The organism is Oxobacter pfennigii (assembly GCF_001317355.1).
Lineage (GTDB): Bacteria > Bacillota > Clostridia > Clostridiales > Oxobacteraceae > Oxobacter > Oxobacter pfennigii.
On sequence record NZ_LKET01000032.1, the window covers coordinates 227,857 to 249,590 of the forward strand.

Here is a 21,734-nt window from a genome sequence, read left to right on the forward strand (position 1 = left end):
AAAAATGCCTCCGTTATTTCATATCCTCACCGGTAAATGCTCCGGGGAGCAATTCATTTATTGTATATTCTTTATATTCTCCTTTTCTGTTTGATACATACACTTTCATACCAGCGGAAAATTCAGCAATGACCTGCCTGCATATACCGCAGGGATAAGTGAAATTTTCCGAATCGCTGTTTACTGCGATTGCTATGAAATCTTTGGCTCCCTCGGATACCGCTTTGAAAATGGCTGTACGCTCCGCACAATTGGTAGCACCAAACGATGCATTCTCAACATTGCATCCGGAATATATTGTTCCGCCTTTTGCAAGGACTGCGGCACCCACCCTGAACTTAGAATAAGGCGCATATGCTTTCCCTTTTGCAATAATTGCATAATTAATAAGTTCTCTTGCATCAATCATCATAAACCTGCTCCTCCCAATATATTCCTCGTAAATAAATTATACCATTATGCCATGTTATGTAAAGAAAAATAAAAGAGGTTTTTCCTCTTTTATCAATTATTATTGAAATTTTTCATATGAAAATAAGCCTTTAAAAAAGCTGAAAGAACAACAGGGTGATTAATGTACCCAATAACCCTCCCATGAATGTCTCAGCACCGGAATGAATTTTTGCCTCTATCCTTGTTTGAGCAACCAACAAAGCCATAAAAAAGCTTAATGTTATCACTAAAGTATCTTTTGTTATAAGGGATATTATTGTAGCAGCCGAGAATGCAATAGCGCTATGGCCGCTTGGCATGCCGCCTTTAAATGGCGTGCCTTCTCTTTTTAATGCCTTTAAACCGATAACGCCTAAGACGGTCAGCATTAAAATTATAAATGTTATATGAGGAGGAGACTTGATAACCCTTATTACTACTACATCAGTTATTGGTTTTAATTTATCAAAGAATAAAAGATAGCCTACTAAAACCGCATTCAATGCTGCAATTAATACAGCGCCTGCGGCAACATTCTTTGCTATTTTAGCCAAAGGATGATAATAATTTGCATAGAGGTCAATAGCCGTTTCTATGGCAGTATTTATCATTTCTAGCACAAATACAAAGGTTATGGATAAAAATAATATGAGAAGTTCAATCCTTGATAAGTCGAAGAACAGGCTTAAAACCAGTATGAATATGGCTATGAAAAAGTGAATCCTCATATTTTTCTGGGTAGAAAGTGTATGAATTATGCCTTGAACAGCATAATTAAAGCTGTCGATAAGTCTTCTTAACTTCATTATATCACCCTTGAACTATCTTGTTATTCCAAGCATACCCAGTATTTCTTCTTCCTTTACCCTCATTATATTTCTCTCTTCTTCAGTCTCATGGTCATAACCCAACAAATGCAGCACCCCATGAACTGTTAAAAAAGCTACCTCCCTTTCAAAGGTATGGTTGTATTCTTTCGATTGCTCATATGCCCTCTCAAGGGATATTGCAATATCCCCCAATACAAGTTCCCCTGTATCCGGGTCGATATTTTCTTTATTCTCTAAATCAGCAGGGTAATCAATCTGTGGAAAAGACAGCACATCTGTAGCACTGTCTATTTTTCTGTATACTCTGTTTATTTCCTTTATCTCTTTATTATCTACAAGTATGACGCTTATCTGGGGGTTTGAATTTACTCCTTCATACTCTATTGCCTTTTTCGCCACCTTTTTTATAAGTTTTTCGATTGGCTCAGCTTCAAATTGGCTCTGACGGTTATCTGCCATGAGATTCAATATTATATCCTCCTTTATCGCCCTGTACCTCATCCGGATATTCTATCCTGTCATGGTAAATACCATTCAGTACCTTTAAAAATGCCTCTGTAATATTATTTATGTCTTTTAATGTTAAATCCGATTCATCAAGCTGTCCGTCATCAAGCTTATCTTTGACTATTTTTCGCACGACATCCTCTATCTTTGCCTTTGTTGGTGAAGGTATGGCACGTACCGCCGCCTCCACAGAATCAGCCAGCATTACAACGGCTGCTTCCTTGCTCCTTGGCTTTGGTCCAGGATACCTGAACTGGTTTTCTGCTATATCGCTCTGGGACTCATTGTCATTTATGGCTTTAACAAAGAAATATTTGACCAGAGTGGTGCCGTGATGCTGTTCCACCATATCCCTGATTACTGTAGGAAGCTTATATTTTTTAGCCAGCTCCACTCCGTCCTTCACATGGTTTGTAATAATCAAGGTACTTAAGGAAGGCGTAATCTTATCATGGGGATTTTCATTGGTAATCTGGTTTTCCTTGAAAAAATATGGCCTTTTAAGTTTTCCTATATCATGATAATAAGAGCCTGCCCTTGCTAAAAGGGAATTCCCGTCTATGGCATCCGTTGCAGCTTCTGCTAAGTTCCCGACCAGTACGCTGTGATGGTATGTTCCGGGGGCTTCAAAAAGCAATTTTTTAAGCAGCGGATGATTGGGGTTGGATAGTTCCAACAGTTTAATTGGCGTTACTATATCAAATATGGATTCACAAAATGGTAAAAGCCCCAAAGTAAATATGGATGCCAAACTTCCGCTTAAAATACCCAGGCTGCTTTGCTTGAATACCGTTATTATATCTGCACTGCTTATTAGACCTATTCCCAGTATGGAAAGTGTATTGACAAAGCTTACAAGTATTCCTGCAGTTATAAGGTCATTCCTCTGATGCATTCTGGATACTACAATTGCCCCTGCGCTTCCTCCTATAAGTGAAACTATAAACACATCAAAATTATATCCCAGCATCAATGTGACCAGGGACGCTAAAACCGAATTCAATATAAGTGCCAGCCGGGGCTTTATGAGTATTGCTACCAGCATGGAAGCGAAAGCGATAGGCACAATGAATCCCGATACCTGATAAACGGATAAAAATTTTGTAATAAGGAGCAATAAAACAGTTATTATACTCAATAATACAAGTTTACCCTTGTCCTTTAAAATATCTGGGGAAAACCTGAAGAGGTATATGATAACTATACCCTCCAACAGGGCGATCAATATGCCTATACCTATATATAAGAGGACATACACCTTATTTTGCTCTTCCAGCATGCCAAGACTGCTTAAAATCTGAAGATGTTCTTCTGTTACTACTTCTCCCCGCCTTACAATTATCTGGTCTTTTTGTATTCTGACGGGAGTCACTGAATCCTGTGCTTCTTTTACAGCTTCCTCTGTCTTTTTGTTGTCAAATATCATATTTGGCTTAATCAGCGCATAACCGATATCAACGGCAAGATTTCTCAGCTCATTGCTCAGCTTTAAATTCCTCTTGGCGTTTGAAGCAAATTCATCCTGCTTTGCCTTTAGTTCTTCTTCATTATCGCTTATTTCTTCACTCAAAATCTTATTGAGGTTTTCAATCATATAATTCGACAAGGATTTTAAGTCATTTAAATTTGCTTTAATAGCCGCCTCGTAATCATCATCCGCCAGTGTTATTATGGATTCGGACTTTAATCGTTCAATTTTGTCGGGGCTGTCTTCTATAGTCTGCAGTGATTTTATATCAAAAACCTTGTTGAAAAAATCTCTGACATTTTGAAGCGCCAAATCTCTGACGGTCGTATCAATAACATAGGCTTCCTTTACTTTTTTCACAGCTTCATCCCGAAGCTTGTTTGTCTCAGCCTCATTGATAGCCGACATAGGAGATTTTATATCGTCGGTGGCTATGTCACCCTCAGACAGATTATATTGCCTTGGAACTATGCTTGTGACAACAAGGCTGTATATTATAAAGAACAATGCTACACCGATTGCAATCCTCTGGGTTAAGGACGCAGTCAATGACATTTTCAGTTTGCTGCCGGTATGCTTAGGCTTTTCAATGCTCTTTTGCAAATCCATACTGCGTCCTCCTACTCCTCTTTATCTTTATGTGCATCATCATATTTCTGATAAGCTCTTATTATCTCCATAACAAGTCTGTGCCTTACAATATCCTTATCACTTAAATAGACAAAATCTATTCCTTCTATGCCTTTTAAAATTCCCGTTACCAGTTTAAGTCCTGAAACTTTGTCCCTTCCCAAGTCAATTTGAGTTATATCTCCGGTTACTACTACTCTGGAACCAAAGCCGAAGCGGGTTAAGAGCATCTTCATCTGCTCCGGGGTGGTATTTTGTGCCTCATCCAGTATTATGAAGGAATCATCCAGTGTTCTTCCCCTCATATAGGCAAGGGGAGCAACCTCAATGGAACCGTTCTCCATATATTTCTGAAAGGTTTCAGCACCCAATATGTCATACAGTGCATCATACAGCGGCTTAAGGTAAGGATTAATTTTTTCCTGAAGATCACCGGGTAAAAATCCCAGCTTCTCTCCTGCCTCTACAGCCGGCCTTGTGAGGACTATGCGGCTGACCTTTTTACTTCTTAAATGCGCAACTGCCATTGCAATTGCAAGATAGGTCTTTCCAGTACCTGCAGGCCCGATACCAAAGACAACGTCGTTTTTCTTCATGGATTCCACGTATTTCCTCTGCCCTGCGGTTTTGCTTTTTATATGCTTACCTTTGGCGGTAACACATATGGAATCACCGATAATTTCGCTTATTTCCTCGTCCTTGCCTTCCTTGACGGATTCAATCATATAGGTAACCGTCTGAATATTTATATCTTCGCCTCTGCCCAACATCTCTAAAAGCTTTGATATAACTTTAAAAGCCTTATCAACGGCTTCATTATTTCCTGCCACCTTAACTTCGTCGCTCCTGTTAAGCACGCTTACATTAAACTCTTTTTCGATAAGCTTTATATTTTCATCAAAATTTCCGAATAATGCCATTGCATTATTTATATTCTGTATTTTTAATGTTGCCTCTTTTAAATTTTCTGCCAATACTAGGCCTCCTTATTTACTTAATTTCCTCCTGCAGACCGATATCCTCTATGGTTTCGATAAGCGCAGAAGCAATAACAACATTTTCTTTAACAGTAACGTTAATATTCTTATTAATTATTTTAGCATCCGGTGGCAGGCTGTTGATAATAGATTTTTCGACAAGATCATATGCCAACTTCTTCGCCTCGTCCACGGATTTTGTTTTTTGTTTATCTACGGTCTCATGATATTCCTCGATAACTATTTCTAAAGGAAGCTGAAATTTCTCTGTTTCAATTAATTTTGTACTTTTTACTATTTTATCATAAGTATTAAAAGTAATGTGTGAATTTTTTATTTGAAGTTTATTTTGTCCCAATATGAGAAATAAGTTGGATATTTTTTTACCGCTTCTCTCTTTCTCGACAGTTTCAAGAGGTATAACTTCCTTGCCTTCATACCAAGTTCTTGCACTTACCTCTCCGGCAGCGTGTACATATCTTCTCTCGATATTTGGCCTGTCAATCATTCCTGTTATTAAAACCTGGCCTTTCTTTACCGGCTCGCCTTGTGGAACCAGTATATCGCCTTTTTCGGCAATTATTTTCATTATGATGCCATCTCTTCTTGCAATTATATTACAGGGCTTGCTGTCGGGAATAATATCAGGAGGCGCTATCCTCTCCTTAATTTCAACCTCAGCCCTTGTCCCCTTTATATTTACCTTTATCCAGGATATGCCGTCCATTTTAATAAGCATATCGTTTTCTATATCAGTTACAGCAAGATTAAGCTTGAAAGCTCCGGCCTTCAAACCCAGTTCCTTTAGACAATCCGTTATTTCCTTCGTACTCACGGTTTTAGCACCTATTATTTCGACACTCCATATAAAAGATGATAACATAAAAACCATAAGAATAAAAACAACAAAGCCTATCGCCATCATCTTTCTCCTTTTAAGCTTCAAGGATAGAAAGGGGACTCCGTCCTTACCCGTTATGTAAGCCTTGCTTCCCGTTGCCTTAATTATGTTTTTCATTCTTTTGTATCCTCTGACTGTAGTCTTGAATTCTATTTCGGTTATGCCTATTTTTTTTACATCCCAAAAACTGATGCTGCTGCTGACAGACATATTCAGGAACTTTTCCAAATTAAGCCCTTCAACTTTTATAGTCAGATATCCCCTTAAATATTTTAATATCCTGGACATTTTAACCACTCCTAACCTGAAATATCCAAATTCTCAATCAATCCTGCAATTGAAATTTCATCAGTGGTGATATCTTTTATTACAAGGTTCAAACCTGTAATGGTATAAACGCCTATGCTGGTATTTATCCTTACAATCTTATCCTCATATTGGATTAAACCCAGATGATTCTCTATATTTACCTGGATATTCCCCGTCATGGTTGCTTTTGGAGTATTCATCACCACATCTTTAGGAAACCCCAGGATTCCGGCGATTTGCTGCTTAACTTCCTGAGTTTTTTTTGCCAAGTTCTCCACCCCTTAATTAATGTTCTATATACTATTTCTATGCTCACAATTATTTATAAATACAAAAAAAAGTGTCTCCGACACTTTCCGCTAGGGGGACCTATGTCCCCCTTCGGTGTAAAAATGCTAAGGCATTTTTACTGAGCACCCCCCTTGACGGCAAGGACGTCCCGTCCTTTGCAATCCTCGTTTTTTGTATAATCAGGAAAGCTCTCTTTCCTGATTATACAAAAAAGATAGGCCTATTGGCCTATCTTCTGCACCTTGGAGGTCCTAAAACCTCTGCTAAAATTATACCGTTTAAAAGCCGTTCTTCGTCAAGTATCAATTCATCATAGCTTTCATAAACTTTAGGTATTTCACTATTGAATGTAAGCGCTGAAGCTGCATGTTTATTTTCCGTTTGACTTTGTAATGGCACATAAATCCTTTGATTTTCTTCCTTTACACTAAAAACTTCTTCAGCTTTTGGCAGGGCTTCTTTCTTTACATATTTGGTATTTTTATTGACGGTATTTCTTATGGCCTTTCCTTCTTCAAGAAGGCTTTTAAATTCTGTCATGCTGTCTTCGATCAAATCCTTAAGCTCATATTTCCTTTTCATTTTATTGCTGCCGGTGCCGGTATTGAAATTATCTCTGTTGTTTCCATATATGACGGTCTTTTTTGGTACCTCAGGATTTATTTCCGTCTTGAAGATATTATCCGGTGCTTCCTTATTCCTATTTTCATTTGCCTGCTTTTTTGATTCCTTTATCATACTGCCTACAATAGAGAATATGATAAATAATATTATGACACCAAAATCCATATTATGCCTCCTTATAGGGAGTTACTTTTTCTTATCATCTCCAAAATCAGCCTGATTCTCAGGTTTGCCCATTTTTGAAATGGATTCACGCATATCAGTATCTGCCACCAGGTTTTTAAGATTGTAATAATCCATTACTCCTATTTTTCCTGTCCTCATGGCTTCTGCCAAAGCTTTCGGGACTTCTGCCTCGGATTCAACAACTTTAGCCCTCATTTCCTGTACTGCCGCTTTCATTTCCTGCTCCCTTGCAATACCCATTACGCGCCTTTCCTCAGCCTTCGCCTGGGCAATCCTCTTATCTGCTTCAGCTTGGTCTGTCTGCAATTGTGCCCCTATATTTCTTCCGATGTCCACGTCGGCTATATCAATGGATAATATTTCAAAGGCTGTTCCTGAGTCCAATCCTTTTTCAAGCACCGTCTGGGAAATCAAATCCGGATTTTCCAACACCAGCTTGTGGGTCTCAGATGAACCTACTGTCGTAACAATACCTTCACCGACTCTTGCAATAATGGTTTCTTCACCGGCGCCGCCGACCAGCCTATCGATATTAGCTCTTACAGTAACTCTGGCCTTTGCAATAACCTCTATGCCGTCTTTGGCAACAGCTGCAACCTTTGGCGTTTCTATAACCTTGGGATTAACGCTCATCTGAACTGCCTGGAGCACATCTCTCCCTGCCAGGTCAATGGCGGCTGCTCTTTCAAATTCCAAAGGTATATCAGCCCTTTGAGCTGCAATTAAAGCATTGACAACCCTATCGACATTTCCCCCGGCAAGATAATGAGCCTCCAGGTTATCAATGCTGGTAGGCACACCTGCCTTTACGGCTTTTATCTGGGGATTTACTATTTTAACAGGGGGAACCCTCCTGAGCCTCATGCCTATAAGAGTACCCAATCCTACCCTGACGCCTGCTGCTGCAGCTGAAATCCACAACCCAACGGGTACAAAGCTCAAAAGGAATATGAATCCTATGAGGATAATGAAAATAATAAATAATAAACCTACTATTTGTGGCATTTTTAAACCTCCTAAAAATCATTTATATTTTTTGCACACCTGTCTCAAAAGAATAAATAATTATAATACTTTAACTGTTACTTTGCTTCCTTCCACTTTGACAACCTTTATTGCAGTCCCTTTAGAAATAAAATCCCCTTCGGTGGTTACATCTATTCTCCTTCCTGCAATCTCTGCTTTTCCTGCCGGCCTTAGAACCGTTGCTGCAATTCCTTCCCGGCCAACAAGCTCATTTTCAACGGCAGAACTTACATAACCCAGTTCAGATTTCATCTGGGTGGATAGAACGATCTTTTCAAATATCCCGGTTTTAGGCATATATTTTAAAAGCAGCCACAGTGTTACAATTAGTATAACCAACACTAGTAATAAAAGCCATAAGCCGCTTACTATATCTCCTGCAGAAAAGACTATCCCTGCAGAAAGTGCTGCTAATCCCCCTATTCCGGCTGCACCAAAACCCGGTATATAAGCTTCGATTCCTATCAATAAAATCCCGGCTATGAAGAGTATAGCTGCTCCCCATCCTGAGCGCCCGGCTAAAATAGAACCGGCAAAATAGGTGCTTAAAGATAAAACCCCCACCGTTCCCAATATGCCGAATGAAGGTGTAAAGACTTCTAGTATAATAGCTATTATACCTAAGATTAAAAGTATGGGACCGAGATAACGTCCTGATAATGCAGAAGCAATTTTTGTTTTGAAATCCTGCTGGATTTCTACTATTGTCATATCCTTAAGACCGTAAAATTCAAGCAATTCCTGCTTGTTATTTACTATTGTATCACATAAACCCAATTCTTTGGCCTGTTTTGCAGATACATTCAAAAGTTTTCCTTTTTCTTTGATATTATTTATCATTATATCCTTATCAGCCATTGCAGCAACAAGATTTCCGTCTCTTCCCCTTGCTTCGGCCACAGCCTTTAATTCTCCTGTCCATGCCGAATTTATTTTTTCGTCAAAGGGCCTTACTTCCGCCGAGCCCATACTGCTTCCCGGAACCATTGCTACCTTTTGCCCCAGCATTGTAAGCATTACCCCTGCCGATTGGGCTTCGTCATTAACGAAGGAAATAACCTCTATGCCTTTGTTTATTGTATCATTAATGGCGTCCTTAATTTCTAAAGTATTATCAATCCTTCCGCCTAAAGTATCAATTTCAAGTATTACGGTTTTGGCCCCGCTTTCATTAGCCTTGGCAAGATTGCTTGTTACAAATTCCGAAAGCGCCGGACCTACCTCACCCTTTACCGGTATTATAAACACGGAATTTGTACCTGCTGCAAAGGAATTGGCAGAAAATAAGAGCGAAGCTACTACAGAAATCAGGGCAGAAATACTTATTAATTTACTTAATTGTTTCATATTTTCACCTCCTGACGGTGCTATCCTTGAATATATATTAACATTTATTAAAAAAGCAATTCAATTAACAGATTATTAACTATGTATCAATAAATTAAAAAAGGCCTGCATAAATACTTATACAGACCTTTTATATTTACATTAGTTGTTCTTTTACCATCTGGCTTACAATTTTTCCGTCAGCTCTGCCCTTTACTTTAGGCTGAACAACTGCCATAACTTTTCCCATTTCTTTAATGCTATTTGCACCCACTTCTATCACCGCTGCCCTGACTATATCCTGTATCTCTTGTTCTGTTAACTGCTGAGGAAGGTATTCAAGCAATATATCTATTTCCTTATTAGCTTGATCTACAAGGTCAGGTCTATTTCCTTTTTCAAACTCACTGATAGCTTCTCTTCTTTGTTTGACTTCCTTTGACAGTACAGCAATCACCTGGTCGTCATCTAATACTTTACCATCAGTTTTTTCAGACTGTAATATGGCAGCTCTGGCCATTGATATAACTCCGGACTTAAAGCTGTCTTTTTCTTTCATGGCAAGTTTCCAGTCTTGCTGTAGTCTTTCTTTGAGGGACATTCTCTACCCCCCCTTTACTACTTGAATTTTCTTTTTCTTGCCGCTTCAGCCTTTTTCTTTCTCTTTACGCTAGGTTTATCGTAATGCTCTCTTTTTCTAACTTCAGCCAATACTCCGGCTCTTGCGCATTTTCTCTTAAATCTTCTCAGAGCACTTTCAAGTGTCTCGTTTTCCCCAACCCTGATTTCTGACATTATTTCTCCCTCCCTCCGCTACCAACAATTGTGCTTAATATAAAAATATATTATGCTGCAATTTAGCGGGATATAAATAGCATATTCTTAATTATACCTTAGATAACCAAATAAAGTCAATACTTGCATTAGCCCGGCGGCCATTGTAATTGTCGTCCTCCCAGAAGATGAAAATGCAGGTGTCCCACCGTTTGACCGCCGTCTTTTCCGCAATTTGATACTATCCTAAACCCACTATTTGCTATTTTAAGTTCTGAGGATAATAATTTTGCAACATTAAATATCTTTGAAATTATGCCGGAATCTTCTTCCGTCAATTCCATTACTGATTCAATATGCTTCTTTGGAATTATAAGGATATGTACCGGTGCTTCGGGATTAATATCCTTAAAAGCCATACAATCTTCGTCTTCATATAAGATTTCACTTGGTATTTTTTTCTGACTTATAAGGCAAAATATGCAATCAGGCATAATTTTTCACCTCCTTAAAAGAATCATCTGTTTTCTTTATTCAACACTTAATGAAAAAATCCTTCTTGAGCAAATTATAATAATATTTCACCAGCTGCATATTGACCTTCATTTTTAATAAGCCTGGCTTGCTTTATATCACCTATTATACTATTATTTCCATTTGCTTTGACATTTATATAATTATGTGTATATCCTTCCAGATATCCCTCCATATTTTTTACATTTTGTTCAAATAGAACCTCTAGCTTTCGCCCAATGAATTTATCTATGAATTTACGCTCATTGATGCTGTTGAGCTTTAGGAGTATATCGCTTCTTTTTTCTTTAATTTCCGGGCTTATCTGCTCTTTAAATTTTGCTGCAGGAGTACCTTCCCTTGGCGAATATTTGAATATGTGCATTTTAGAAAGTTCTATATCCTTCAAGAAATTAAAGGTCTTTTCAAATTCCTCTTGACTCTCGCCAGGAAAGCCCACAATAACATCCGTCGTTATGGATACATCCGAAAATGCTTCCCGTAAATCATACACGATTTTTTTATACTCATCCGTTGTGTAATGGCGGTTCATTCTTTTTAATGTTTCATCACAGCCGCTCTGCAAGGATAAATGAAAATGCCTGCAAAGTTTATCCATATCATTGAATCTTTTAATTACTTCACCTGTAAAAAAAGTAGGCTCAACAGAACCAATTCTTATCCTCTCAATTCCATCTATATGCTGAATTTTTTCAATTAAATCAGTTAAGTTTATATCCTTTAAATCTTTTCCATATGATGCAACATGTATTCCCGACAGTATTATTTCCTTAAAACCAGACTTTGACAGCCTGTTCACCTGCTCTATTACTTTTTGAGGTTCTCTGCTTCTTATAGGGCCTCTGGCATAGGGAATAAGACAGTATGAACAAAACCTGTTGCAGCCATCCTGAATTTTTAAAAATGCCCTGGTTTTATCCCTGTATTCATCTATCTCCAATTCCTCGAACTCTCTAACATTCATTATATTAACTACATGCTTAATGGGAGACCTTCTTATTTTGTATTCATCTATGAGTTCAGCAATCTTATTTCTATCATTTGTACCCAATACGATATTGACACCGGGTATCTTTAAAACCTCATCGGGAGATACCTGGGAATAACAGCCGGCTACAGCGATTATGGCTTTATCATTGAGCTTTTTTGCCTTTCTTATCATCTGCCTGGACTTTTTATCCCCAAAACTGGTGACAGTGCAGGTATTTATGACATATATGTCAGCATAGCTTTCAAAATCAACTATATCATATCCGGCTTTTTTGAAAATATCAGCCATGGCTTGGGTTTCATATTGATTTACCTTGCAGCCCAAGGTTTCAAAAGCTACTTTTTCCATTATTCTCCTCCCATATCACCCAATTCATACATCAATATCGCAAGACATGTAAAACCGGCAGTCTCTGTCCTCAATATCCTGGGTCCTAAAGTCACGGTTACAATACCTGCTTCATTGGCCTTTATAACTTCCTTATCGGAAAATCCCCCCTCAGGTCCGATAATTACAGCAATATCCTTACATGCTTTTTCATCATTTAAAATATGCTTTAAGCCCAATTTATCTTCCCTTTCATAGGGCATTATAGCCATATCGTAATCCTTGATATCATTCAATACATCGTCAAAGTCCATGGGTTCAAATATATGAGGAATGCGGCCCCGGCAGCTTTGCTTTGCTGCCTCTTCGGCAATTCTCCTCCATCTTGTAAGTTTGTTGTCATTTTCCTTATTATCGAATTTAACAACAGCTCTATCCATGTTCACAGGTGTTATAGAATGGACTCCAAGCTCGGTGCATTTTTGAATTATCAAATCCATTTTTGCAGCCTTTGGAATGCCTTGATATAGATGAATTTTAATTTCCGCTTCGGTAACATTAGGCCTTTTCTCATTGATTTCACATATTACTTCCTTTTTATCAATTGAAGATATGGTGCAGTTATATTCGTAGTCTCTGCCATCGCTTATAACTACGGCATCTCCGGCCCGACAGCGCAGCACCTTCCTTATATGGTCCACATCCTCTCCATATAAGGTTATTTTATTTTTACTGATATTTTTTTCGGAGGTAAAAAACCTGTGCATATTATTTTCTCCTGACGGTTACCCCGTAGGCAACCCACTCACCTTGTTCTCTTTTTTCAATTATTTCAAAATTATTTTCTTCAAAGGCCAATCTCACATCTTCCGCCCTGTCTTTTATTATACCCGATGATATAAACACACCACAATCTTCTAAAAAATCCGGGATTTTGCCGCATATACCGATTATAACGTCTGCAATAATATTGGCTACTATGATATTAGCTTTGCCTTTTACTACATCAAAAAGATTTCCATGTATTATTTTAACGTTTTCACGGCCGCTTAACTTAACATTTTCCATGGATGACCTTACAGCCACCTCATCTATATCCACGCCTGTTATATCAGTTGCTCCCAACTTTGATGAAACAATTGACAATATCCCTGAACCACAGCCTATGTCAAAAACCCTGTCATTTGTTTTTATGTATTTCTCCAGAAGTTCAATACAGAGCTTTGTAGTTTCATGGGTGCCGGTACCAAATGCCATGCCTGGATCCAATTCAACGATGATGTCGCCTTCCTTTTTATCATAGTTTTCCCAGCTGGGCTTTATTATTATATGCTCTCCTATTTTGAAGGGCTTGTAATACTCCTTCCAGGCATTTGCCCAGTCCTGCTCCCTGACTTCTCTTACTGTTATTTCACCTTTTCCTTTGTCAAGCCCGTACTCTTCCAATTTATCAACAGAATTACCAATGGCTTTTAATGTATCTTCTATTGTATCCTTATAAGGGAAATAGCCCTTTACCTTTGCCTCTCCGTTATCTTTAGGCAGCAGCTTTTCATCTATATAATCCCAATCTCTAGGTGCCGTATTGCTTAAAATCACGTCTCTTGGATCTTCAATTGACACGCCGGCTGCGCCTTCTTCATAAAAAATTGCAGATACGGCTTCTATGGATTCATAGGACGTTACAACCGTTATCTCAGCCCACTTATCATCTTTAAGCATTGCCATTCCTCCATTTATTCAGTACATTACTAATCTCTTCTTTAGTTTGATATTTTTAGTCATGAAAATATGCAGGTCCATCCTGCATATTTTACATTCCGAATGCGTCTTTAACTTTATCAAAGAAGGACTTTCTCTGCTCATTTACATCCTCACCGCAAGACTCTGCAAATTGCCTTAAAAGTTCTTTTTGCTTTTCGTTGAGCTTTTTAGGAACTTCGACGATTACTTTAATTATCTCGTCGCCTCTTCCATACCCTCTTATCTTAGGTATGCCTTTGCTTTTTATTCTGAATATGGTACCGCTTTGGGTCCCCTCAGGTATTGTATATTTTATAAGTCCGTCGATGGTGGGTACATCAATTTCTGCACCTAAAGTTGCCTGTGGGAAAGAAATAGGTATCTCACAGATTACATCATAACCATCTCTTCTGAATATTTTATGTGGCAGTATATTTATATTGACATAAAGATCTCCGTTGCCGCCGCCTTTTGAGCCCGGTTCGCCTTCTCCCCTTAAGGGCATTGTGTTTCCTGTATCCACTCCTGCTGGAACTTTTATAGTAATCTTTCTGTTTCTCCTTACCTTTCCGCTTCCATGACAATCAGGACATGCTTCTTTTATAATAGTTCCTTTTCCGCCGCATTTATCGCATGTAGAAACGGTTACGAAGCTTCCGAAGGCAGTCCGCTTTTGCACCTTAACCTGCCCGGTGCCGTTACATTTATCACATTTTTGGGGGTTAGTACCCGGCTTTGCACCTGACCCGCTGCATTTTTTACATTCTTCGTTTCTTACAATTTCAATATCCTTTGTTACTCCAAAAGCGGCCTCTTCGAAGGTGAGATTCAAGGTGTACTGAAGGTCGGCACCTCTTTGGGGTCCGTTAGGTCTCCCGTTTGAAAAACCTCCTCCGAAAAAAGTTTCAAATATATCTTCAAAGCCTCCAAATCCGCCGCCTCCGAAATCAAAACCTCCAAAGCCTCCCTGACCATTAAAATCCGTAGTGCCGAACTGGTCGTATTGTGCCTTTCTGTCAGCATCTGAAAGAACCTGGTAAGCCTCGTTGATTTCCTTGAATTTTTCCTCAGCAGCCTTATCTCCGGGATTTTTATCCGGATGATACTGGAGTGCCAATTTTCTGAATGCCTTTTTTATATCGTCTTCGCTTGCATTTTTATCAAGCCCCAGTACAGCATAGTAGTCCTTTGCCACTATTCCACCACCTTCCTCGCAATTATTTTAGTAAAAACCAAAGCCGGTTAACACCGACTTTGGTTTAAGCTTTTTATTTATCACTATCGTCTACTTTGTAGTCAGCATGGATGTCGTCTCCACCGCCGTTGAAGCCTTCGGGGCCGGCTCCCGGGTTAAAACCCTGACCGGGATTCCCTCCTTGTTGCTGATAGAGCTTTGAAGAAATATCATAGAAAGATTGAGTGAGTTCCTCCGTTGCTGTTTTGATTCTTTCGATATCGGTGCCGGATAGCGCATCCTTGACTTTTTGCATCTTTTCTTCAATGGCTGCCTTGTCTGAATCGGATATTTTATCTCCTAATTCTTTCAAGGTCTTCTCAGTCTGATATACAATAGAATCACCGTTGTTTCTTACTTCAATCTCTTCTTTTCTTTTCTTATCCTCTTCGGCATGTTTTTCTGCTTCTTTAACGGCATTTTCAATTTCCGAATCTGAAAGGTTTGTGGAAGCAGTGATAACTACTTTTTGCTCATTTCCTGTTCCTAAATCCTTTGCCGATACATGTACTATACCATTTGCATCAATATCAAAGGTTACTTCAATTTGAGGTACTCCCCTTGGTGCAGGCGGAATACCTGTCAGAGTAAACCTTCCTAAAGTCTTGTTATCCCTTGCCATCTGCCTTTCGCCCTGAAGCACATGTATTTCAACGCTTGTTTGACCGTCTGCAGCAGTCGAGAACACCTGGCTCTTCTTTGTAGGAATAGTTGTATTTCTTTCTATCAATTTTGTTGATACGCCGCCTAAGGTTTCGATACCTAAAGACAATGGAGTAACGTCCAGCAATAAAATATCCTTTACTTCTCCAGTTAATACCCCCGCTTGAATACCGGCGCCTACAGCCACGCATTCATCAGGATTTACTCCCTTTGTCGGTTCCTTTCCGGTAAACTTTTTGACAGCTTCCTGTACTGCTGGTATTCTGGTGGAACCTCCTACGAGAACAACTTTATCTATTTTATCTATTGTTAAACCTGCATCCTCAAGAGCTCTTTTCATAGGACCTATTGTCGCTTCAACCAAATCTGCTGTCAATTCATCGAATTTTGCCCTGGTTAATGTTATGTCTAAATGCTTTGGACCTGTAGCATCTGCTGTTATGAAGGGCAGATTTATGTTGGTGCTCATTACTCCTGATAATTCTATCTTTGCTTTTTCTGCTGCTTCCTTAAGACGCTGCAAAGCCATTTTATCGTTTCTTAAATCAATTCCGTTTTCTTTTTTAAATGTATCTGCAAGATAATCCATTACCCTCTGGTCGAAGTCATCTCCGCCTAATTTTGTATTACCGTTGGTGGATTTTACTTCAAAAACACCGTCGCCAAGTTCCAGTATGGAAACGTCAAAAGTACCGCCGCCTAAATCATATACGAATATTTTATGGCTGTTCTCAGTTTTATCAAGACCATAGGCCAATGATGCTGCCGTAGGTTCGTTTATTATCCTTAAAACCTCAAGGCCGGCTATTTTTCCTGCATCCTTTGTAGCCTGCCTCTGGCTGTCATTAAAATAAGCAGGTACCGTTATAACGGCCTGAGTTACAGTTTCGCCTAAGTAAGCTTCTGCGTCGGCTTTCAGCTTTTGAAGAATCATTGCAGAAATTTCCTGGGGAGTATAATCCTTGCCATCTATATTTACCTTATAGTTTGTTCCCATCTGTCTCTTAATTGATATAACCGTCCTGTCAGGATTGGTTATAGCCTGACGTTTGGCAACCTGACCTACCATTCTTTCTCCGGTTTTAGAAAAAGCTACAACCGAGGGAGTAGTCCTTCCTCCTTCAGCGTTAGGAATTACTACCGGCTCTCCGCCTTCCATAACGGCAACACATGAATTTGTCGTACCTAAATCGATACCTATTACTTTTCCCATTTTTATTCCTCCTTAAATGCTAACCATTATTATACATCTTTTATTTCATATGTTTAATTTTTTTAGTTCGCTACTTTTACCATGCTATGTCTTAAAACTTTGTCTTTTATTTTATACCCCTTCTGGAATACTTCAACGACTGTGTTATCACCGAAATTTTCATCCTCCACATGCATTACAGCGTTATGGATGTTAGGATCAAATTGCTGATTCAGTGCTTCAACCTCTTCTAAACCTTCCTTGCTCAATATATCCTTAAACTGATTCATTATCATGGTTATGCCCTCTAAAAGGCTTTTGGCATCAATTCCTTCGGAAGATGACTGCATAGCCCTCTCTAAATTATCGATAACCGGCAGAATTTTTACTATCAAATCACCTGTTATATCCGCGTATAATTGTTCCCGCTCTTTAGATGCCCTTTTTCTGTAATTTTCAAATTCTGCCCTGGCTCTTTGAGCAAGCTCCATATATTCCTTAACTTCCTTTTCCTTTTTTGCAAGTTCCTCTTTCAATACTTTTATTTCATCCAATGCATTTGTGATGTCCTCATTCATTATACTGTCATCATTATTTGTTTGTTCTTTTATATCTTCACCGGATATATTTTCATTATCTTCATTAAACATTAAATCACCTCAAACATCGATTTGCATTTTTATTTGTCGTTGTAATAGCTGGTAAGTGCGTCGTTTAGATAGCTTCTAAAGCATTGCAGTATTGCCAGCACCTTGGAATAATACATCCTGGTGGGTCCTATTATACCGATGGAGCCAACCACGTTATCACCTATTTTATAGGTGGTGGTAATCAAACTGCAATCCTTTATCTCAATATGCTCATTTTCATGGCCGATGAATATTTTCGTGTTTTCATCTTCGCTGGATAAAAGCTTATAGAGAAAATCCTTTTTATCCAAAACGGATAAAAAAGCTTTTGCTTTGTCTATAGCATTATATTCAGGATAATTAAATATATTTGAACTTCCTTCAAGGTATATGTCGCCATCATCTATTATATTTAAGCTCTCGCATAAAATAGGTATAATTTCGTTGAATATCTCATTATATCCTACCACGTTCCTTTGAACATCGGAAATGATATTTAAATTTATTTCTTCGATAGTCAATCCCTTAAGTTTATCATTTAAAATATTGTTTATTGTGGCAAGCTTTTCTGATGTAATGGGCTGTGAAAGCTTCACCATTGAATTTTTTACCGTACCGAAATTTGTAACCACAATAACCACTACATTCATGCTGTCAACGGCTATGAGCTGTATGTGCTTGACAGAGCTTTTCTTAGCCTGTGGAGATGTTACAAGGGTAGTATAATTGGTCAAAATCGATAAAACCTTTGATGTTTCTTTTATAATCTTGTCTATTTCACCTAAGGCAGCCTTATAAATGCTGTTCTGGATTAAATCTATCTCCTCTTTGGTTAATTTCTGGGCGTTCATCAGATGATCCACATAAACTCTGTAACCTTTATCTGATGGAATCCTGCCTGCTGAGGTATGAGGTTGTTCAAGGTAGCCCATGTCCTCTAAGTCGGCCATTTCATTTCTTATTGTAGCTGAACTTATACCCAGGCCGTACCTTTTGGCAATTGTCCTGGAACCAACAGGTTCGGCTGTTGTTATATAATCACTTATCAGTACCTTGAGAACTTGCCTTTTCCTTTCATCTAAATCCATCAAATCACCTCTTTGTTAGCACTCTAAAGCGTTGAGTGCTAAAGATTACGATTTTAAAATAACACTACACACTTATTTTGTCAAGACTTTATTAAATAAATTCAACAAAGACCTGATTGGATACATCCCTGCCAAACTCAGTGAGACTTATTTTCCTGCCTTCCTCTTTGAGAAGCCCTGAATTGATGAGTTTTTTTATCTTGTCTCCATATACCTTTTTCATGTCCTGCTTAAATCTTTCATGAAATTCATCGTAACTTACACCCTCATTCATCCTCAACCCCATGAACATGAATTCCTGTACCCTGTCTCTCAAAGTCAGCTCATTATATTCAAAACGCGGAGAATGCCCCTCATTTATTTTTTTAATGTATTCTTCGGGTTTTAATATGTTGCTAAACCTTGTTCCATTAATAAAAGAATGGGCTCCGGCACCTAAACCTAAATATTCATTGCATTTCCAATATATGATATTATGCCTGGACTCAAAATCAGGCAGAGAAAAATTTGATATTTCATATTGCTCATATCCTGCAGACTTTAATTTTGAAATGGCCAGGTGGTACATATTCCTGTCGTTATCCTCATCAGTCTCCTTTATGTGACCCTTTTTATAATCTTCATAAAGGGCGGTGCCTTCTTCTATAATAAGGCTGTAGCAGGATACATGCTCCGGTTTTAATTTTATTGCTTCATTTAACGTATTTAAAAAGCTATCCATGCTCTGGCCGGGAATTGCAAACATCAAATCCATATTAATATTATCAAAACCCAGCCCTCTTGCCAGATTGTAATTATGTATAAAATCTCCTGACTTATGGATTCTTCCTATTTTTTTCAACAAAGAATCATCAAAGGATTGAAGTCCCATGCTTAGCCTGTTTATTCCGTTTCTTTTCATTAACTTAAGCTTATCTTCACTTAACGTTCCGGGATTAGCTTCTAAGGTATACTCAATATCAGCGCTTACAAACTGCTTCAAGTATGATAACAGCATTTTTAAAGAATCCAAATTTAAATAGGTGGGCGTACCCCCACCTATATATATTGATTTTATATCATACTGCTTTATTAATGGAAGGTTTTTTTCTGTTTCTTCTATAAGGCATTTTATATACTCATTTTGTATGCTTTCTTTGCCGCTGTAAGAATTAAAATCACAGTAATAGCATTTTGACTTGCAGAAGGGAATGTGTATATAAAGTCCCAGTTCCTTCACATTCAACCCCTCCTAGTCGATTTTTAAAATGGACATAAAAGCTTCCTGGGGAACTTCAACGGAGCCTACCTGTCTCATTCTCTTTTTCCCTTCCTTCTGTTTTTCCAAAAGCTTTTTCTTCCTTGTTATGTCACCGCCATAGCATTTGGCCAATACGTCTTTTCTTAATGCCTTAACCGTCTCCCTGGCTATTATTTTCGATCCTACGGCAGCCTGTATCGGTATTTCAAACATTTGCCTTGGAATGGCTTCCTTTAATTTTTCTGCAATGCCACGGCCTCTGTCATATGCCCTCTCGTTAGGTACAATCATAGACAGTGCATCCACCTGTTCGCCGTTTAAAAGTATATCAAGCTTTACAAGCTCCGACCTTTTATAACCCATTAGCTCGTAATCCAAGGATGCATACCCCTTGGTTCTTGATTTCAAAGCATCAAAAAAATCATATATTATTTCATTAAGGGGCATTTCATAATGAAGCATAACCCTTTTTTGCTCGATATACTGCATATCTTTAAAAGTACCCCTTCTGTTCTGGCACAAGTCCATTATGGGTCCTGTATAATCGGAAGGAGTTATTATGGTTGCCTTTACAATGGGTTCCTCCATATAGTCTATCTCAGAAGCTGCCGGCAGGTTTGTAGGATTTGTTATATCAAAAACAGTGCCGTCTGTTTTATTAACCTTATAAATAACACTTGGAGCTGTAGTGATCAAATCAAGGTTATATTCCCTCTCCAGTCTTTCCTGAATAATCTCCATATGGAGAAGTCCTAAAAAGCCGCATCTGAAACCAAATCCCAATGCCACCGATGTTTCGGGCTCAAAGGACAGGGCAGCATCATTTAACTGAAGTTTTTCTAATGCATCTTTAAGCTCATTGTATTTGGCACCATCGGCAGGGTAAATACCGCAAAATACCATTGAAATGGCCGGCCTGTATCCCGGAAGGGGTTCTTTTGTAGGGTTTAAAGCCCCTGTTATTGTGTCTCCTACTCTGGTATCCCTTACGTTTTTCATACTGGCAGCAATGTAGCCAACTTCACCTGCATATAATTCATCAATTGGTACCATACTAGGTCTGAAAATACCCACTTCCACTACTTCAAATTCCTTGCCAGTTGCCATCATTTTTATTTTCATTCCATTTTTAATGATTCCTTCTTTCACCCTTACATGGGCAATAACACCTTTGTAATTATCATAATAGCTGTCAAATACCAATGCTTTTAAGGAAGCATCCACATCGCCCACAGGCGGCGGTATTTTGTCCACTATATCTCTTAAAACATCTTCTATCCCCACACCTTGTTTTGCAGATATCAAAGGTGCGTTTTCGGCTTCCAAACCTATTATATCTTCAATTTCTTTTTTAACTAAATCGGGTTCGGCACTTGGAAGGTCGATTTTATTTATTACAGGAACGATTTCAAGGTCATGGTCCAATGCCAGGTAGCAGTTGGCCAAGGTCTGTGCCTGTATCCCCTGGGTGGCATCGATTATAAGCACCGCCCCTTCACATGCAGCAAGACTTCTTGATACTTCATAATTAAAATCCACATGTCCCGGAGTATCTATAAGATTCAATATATACTCTTCTCCGTCGGTATGCTTATATACAAGTCTGGCTGCCTGGGCTTTTATAGTTATGCCCCTTTCTCTCTCTAAATCCATATTATCAAGAATCTGCTCGTCCATTTCTCTTTCTGTCAAAGTACCCGTCTTTTCTATCAACCTATCGGCTAATGTTGACTTTCCATGGTCTATATGGGCAACTATACAAAAATTTCTGATTCTTTTCTGCCTATCACCAGCCATTAATATCCTCCTCAA

The 21,734-nt window shown here is 38.6% G+C and carries 22 protein-coding genes; all 22 read right to left on the reverse strand.

What is annotated here, in order from left to right; genetic code table 11:
* Positions 1-13: 13 nt before the first annotated feature.
* Complete coding sequence (locus OXPF_RS11260; protein ID WP_054875306.1) at positions 14-412, reverse strand: cytidine deaminase; 399 nt, start codon at positions 410-412, stop codon at positions 14-16.
* Between the two features lie 130 nt (positions 413-542).
* Positions 543-1,238 (reverse strand): diacylglycerol kinase, encoded by a 696-nt coding sequence (locus tag OXPF_RS11265; RefSeq protein ID WP_054875307.1) that lies wholly within the window; start codon positions 1,236-1,238, stop codon positions 543-545.
* A gap of 15 nt (positions 1,239-1,253) precedes the next feature.
* Complete coding sequence (gene ybeY, locus OXPF_RS11270) at positions 1,254-1,721, reverse strand: rRNA maturation RNase YbeY (protein ID WP_201779720.1); 468 nt, start codon at positions 1,719-1,721, stop codon at positions 1,254-1,256.
* The gene (locus tag OXPF_RS11275) at positions 1,711-3,846 is read right to left on the reverse strand and encodes an HD family phosphohydrolase (RefSeq protein WP_054875309.1); all 2,136 of its coding nucleotides are present in this window, start codon (positions 3,844-3,846) and stop codon (positions 1,711-1,713) included. Before OXPF_RS11275 ends, ybeY begins: the two co-directional genes overlap by 11 nt.
* A gap of 11 nt (positions 3,847-3,857) precedes the next feature.
* The gene (locus tag OXPF_RS11280; RefSeq protein WP_054875571.1) at positions 3,858-4,787 is read right to left on the reverse strand and encodes a PhoH family protein; all 930 of its coding nucleotides are present in this window, start codon (positions 4,785-4,787) and stop codon (positions 3,858-3,860) included.
* A gap of 70 nt (positions 4,788-4,857) precedes the next feature.
* A complete protein-coding gene (yqfD, locus tag OXPF_RS11285; protein WP_054875310.1) occupies positions 4,858-6,033 on the reverse strand; it encodes a sporulation protein YqfD in 1,176 nt (391 codons plus the stop codon).
* A gap of 11 nt (positions 6,034-6,044) precedes the next feature.
* On the reverse strand, positions 6,045-6,323 hold the full coding sequence (gene yqfC, locus OXPF_RS11290) for a sporulation protein YqfC (RefSeq protein ID WP_054875311.1): 279 nt from the start codon (positions 6,321-6,323) through the stop codon (positions 6,045-6,047).
* A gap of 250 nt (positions 6,324-6,573) precedes the next feature.
* A complete protein-coding gene (locus OXPF_RS11295) occupies positions 6,574-7,134 on the reverse strand; it encodes a hypothetical protein (RefSeq protein ID WP_054875312.1) in 561 nt (186 codons plus the stop codon).
* A 21-nt stretch (positions 7,135-7,155) separates the two neighbouring features.
* Positions 7,156-8,160: a flotillin-like protein FloA gene (floA, locus tag OXPF_RS11300; RefSeq protein WP_054875313.1), complete on the reverse strand. Its 1,005-nt coding sequence runs from the start codon at positions 8,158-8,160 to the stop codon at positions 7,156-7,158.
* A gap of 60 nt (positions 8,161-8,220) precedes the next feature.
* A complete protein-coding gene (locus tag OXPF_RS11305) occupies positions 8,221-9,528 on the reverse strand; it encodes an NfeD family protein (protein ID WP_054875314.1) in 1,308 nt (435 codons plus the stop codon).
* 136 nt (positions 9,529-9,664) lie between these two features.
* Positions 9,665-10,108, reverse strand: coding sequence for a GatB/YqeY domain-containing protein (locus OXPF_RS11310; RefSeq protein ID WP_054875315.1), 444 nt, complete (start codon positions 10,106-10,108; stop codon positions 9,665-9,667).
* Between the two features lie 17 nt (positions 10,109-10,125).
* Complete coding sequence (gene rpsU, locus OXPF_RS11315) at positions 10,126-10,302, reverse strand: 30S ribosomal protein S21 (RefSeq protein WP_054875316.1); 177 nt, start codon at positions 10,300-10,302, stop codon at positions 10,126-10,128.
* A 128-nt stretch (positions 10,303-10,430) separates the two neighbouring features.
* A complete protein-coding gene (locus OXPF_RS11320; protein ID WP_054875317.1) occupies positions 10,431-10,775 on the reverse strand; it encodes a histidine triad nucleotide-binding protein in 345 nt (114 codons plus the stop codon).
* 74 nt (positions 10,776-10,849) lie between these two features.
* Positions 10,850-12,154 (reverse strand): tRNA (N(6)-L-threonylcarbamoyladenosine(37)-C(2))-methylthiotransferase MtaB, encoded by a 1,305-nt coding sequence (mtaB, locus tag OXPF_RS11325; protein WP_054875318.1) that lies wholly within the window; start codon positions 12,152-12,154, stop codon positions 10,850-10,852.
* Positions 12,154-12,900: a 16S rRNA (uracil(1498)-N(3))-methyltransferase gene (locus OXPF_RS11330; protein ID WP_054875319.1), complete on the reverse strand. Its 747-nt coding sequence runs from the start codon at positions 12,898-12,900 to the stop codon at positions 12,154-12,156. The genes mtaB and OXPF_RS11330 overlap by 1 nt, the downstream gene beginning before the upstream one ends.
* A 1-nt stretch (position 12,901) precedes the next feature.
* Positions 12,902-13,855: a 50S ribosomal protein L11 methyltransferase gene (gene prmA / locus OXPF_RS11335; protein WP_054875320.1), complete on the reverse strand. Its 954-nt coding sequence runs from the start codon at positions 13,853-13,855 to the stop codon at positions 12,902-12,904.
* Positions 13,856-13,946: 91 nt separating this feature from the next.
* On the reverse strand, positions 13,947-15,074 hold the full coding sequence (gene dnaJ, locus OXPF_RS11340) for a molecular chaperone DnaJ (RefSeq protein ID WP_054875321.1): 1,128 nt from the start codon (positions 15,072-15,074) through the stop codon (positions 13,947-13,949).
* 70 nt (positions 15,075-15,144) lie between these two features.
* A complete protein-coding gene (gene dnaK / locus OXPF_RS11345) occupies positions 15,145-16,986 on the reverse strand; it encodes a molecular chaperone DnaK (protein WP_054875322.1) in 1,842 nt (613 codons plus the stop codon).
* A gap of 62 nt (positions 16,987-17,048) precedes the next feature.
* The gene (gene grpE, locus OXPF_RS11350; RefSeq protein ID WP_054875323.1) at positions 17,049-17,615 is read right to left on the reverse strand and encodes a nucleotide exchange factor GrpE; all 567 of its coding nucleotides are present in this window, start codon (positions 17,613-17,615) and stop codon (positions 17,049-17,051) included.
* A gap of 29 nt (positions 17,616-17,644) precedes the next feature.
* Positions 17,645-18,682: a heat-inducible transcriptional repressor HrcA gene (gene hrcA / locus OXPF_RS11355; protein ID WP_054875324.1), complete on the reverse strand. Its 1,038-nt coding sequence runs from the start codon at positions 18,680-18,682 to the stop codon at positions 17,645-17,647.
* 91 nt (positions 18,683-18,773) lie between these two features.
* Positions 18,774-19,901 carry a radical SAM family heme chaperone HemW gene (gene hemW / locus OXPF_RS11360; protein ID WP_083479864.1) on the reverse strand — a complete coding sequence of 376 codons (1,128 nt, stop codon included), beginning with the start codon at positions 19,899-19,901 and terminating at the stop codon, positions 18,774-18,776.
* Positions 19,902-19,913: 12 nt separating this feature from the next.
* Positions 19,914-21,719, reverse strand: a complete 1,806-nt coding sequence (gene lepA / locus OXPF_RS11365; protein WP_054875326.1) for a translation elongation factor 4 — start codon at positions 21,717-21,719, stop codon at positions 19,914-19,916.
* Positions 21,720-21,734: the final 15 nt, after the last annotated feature.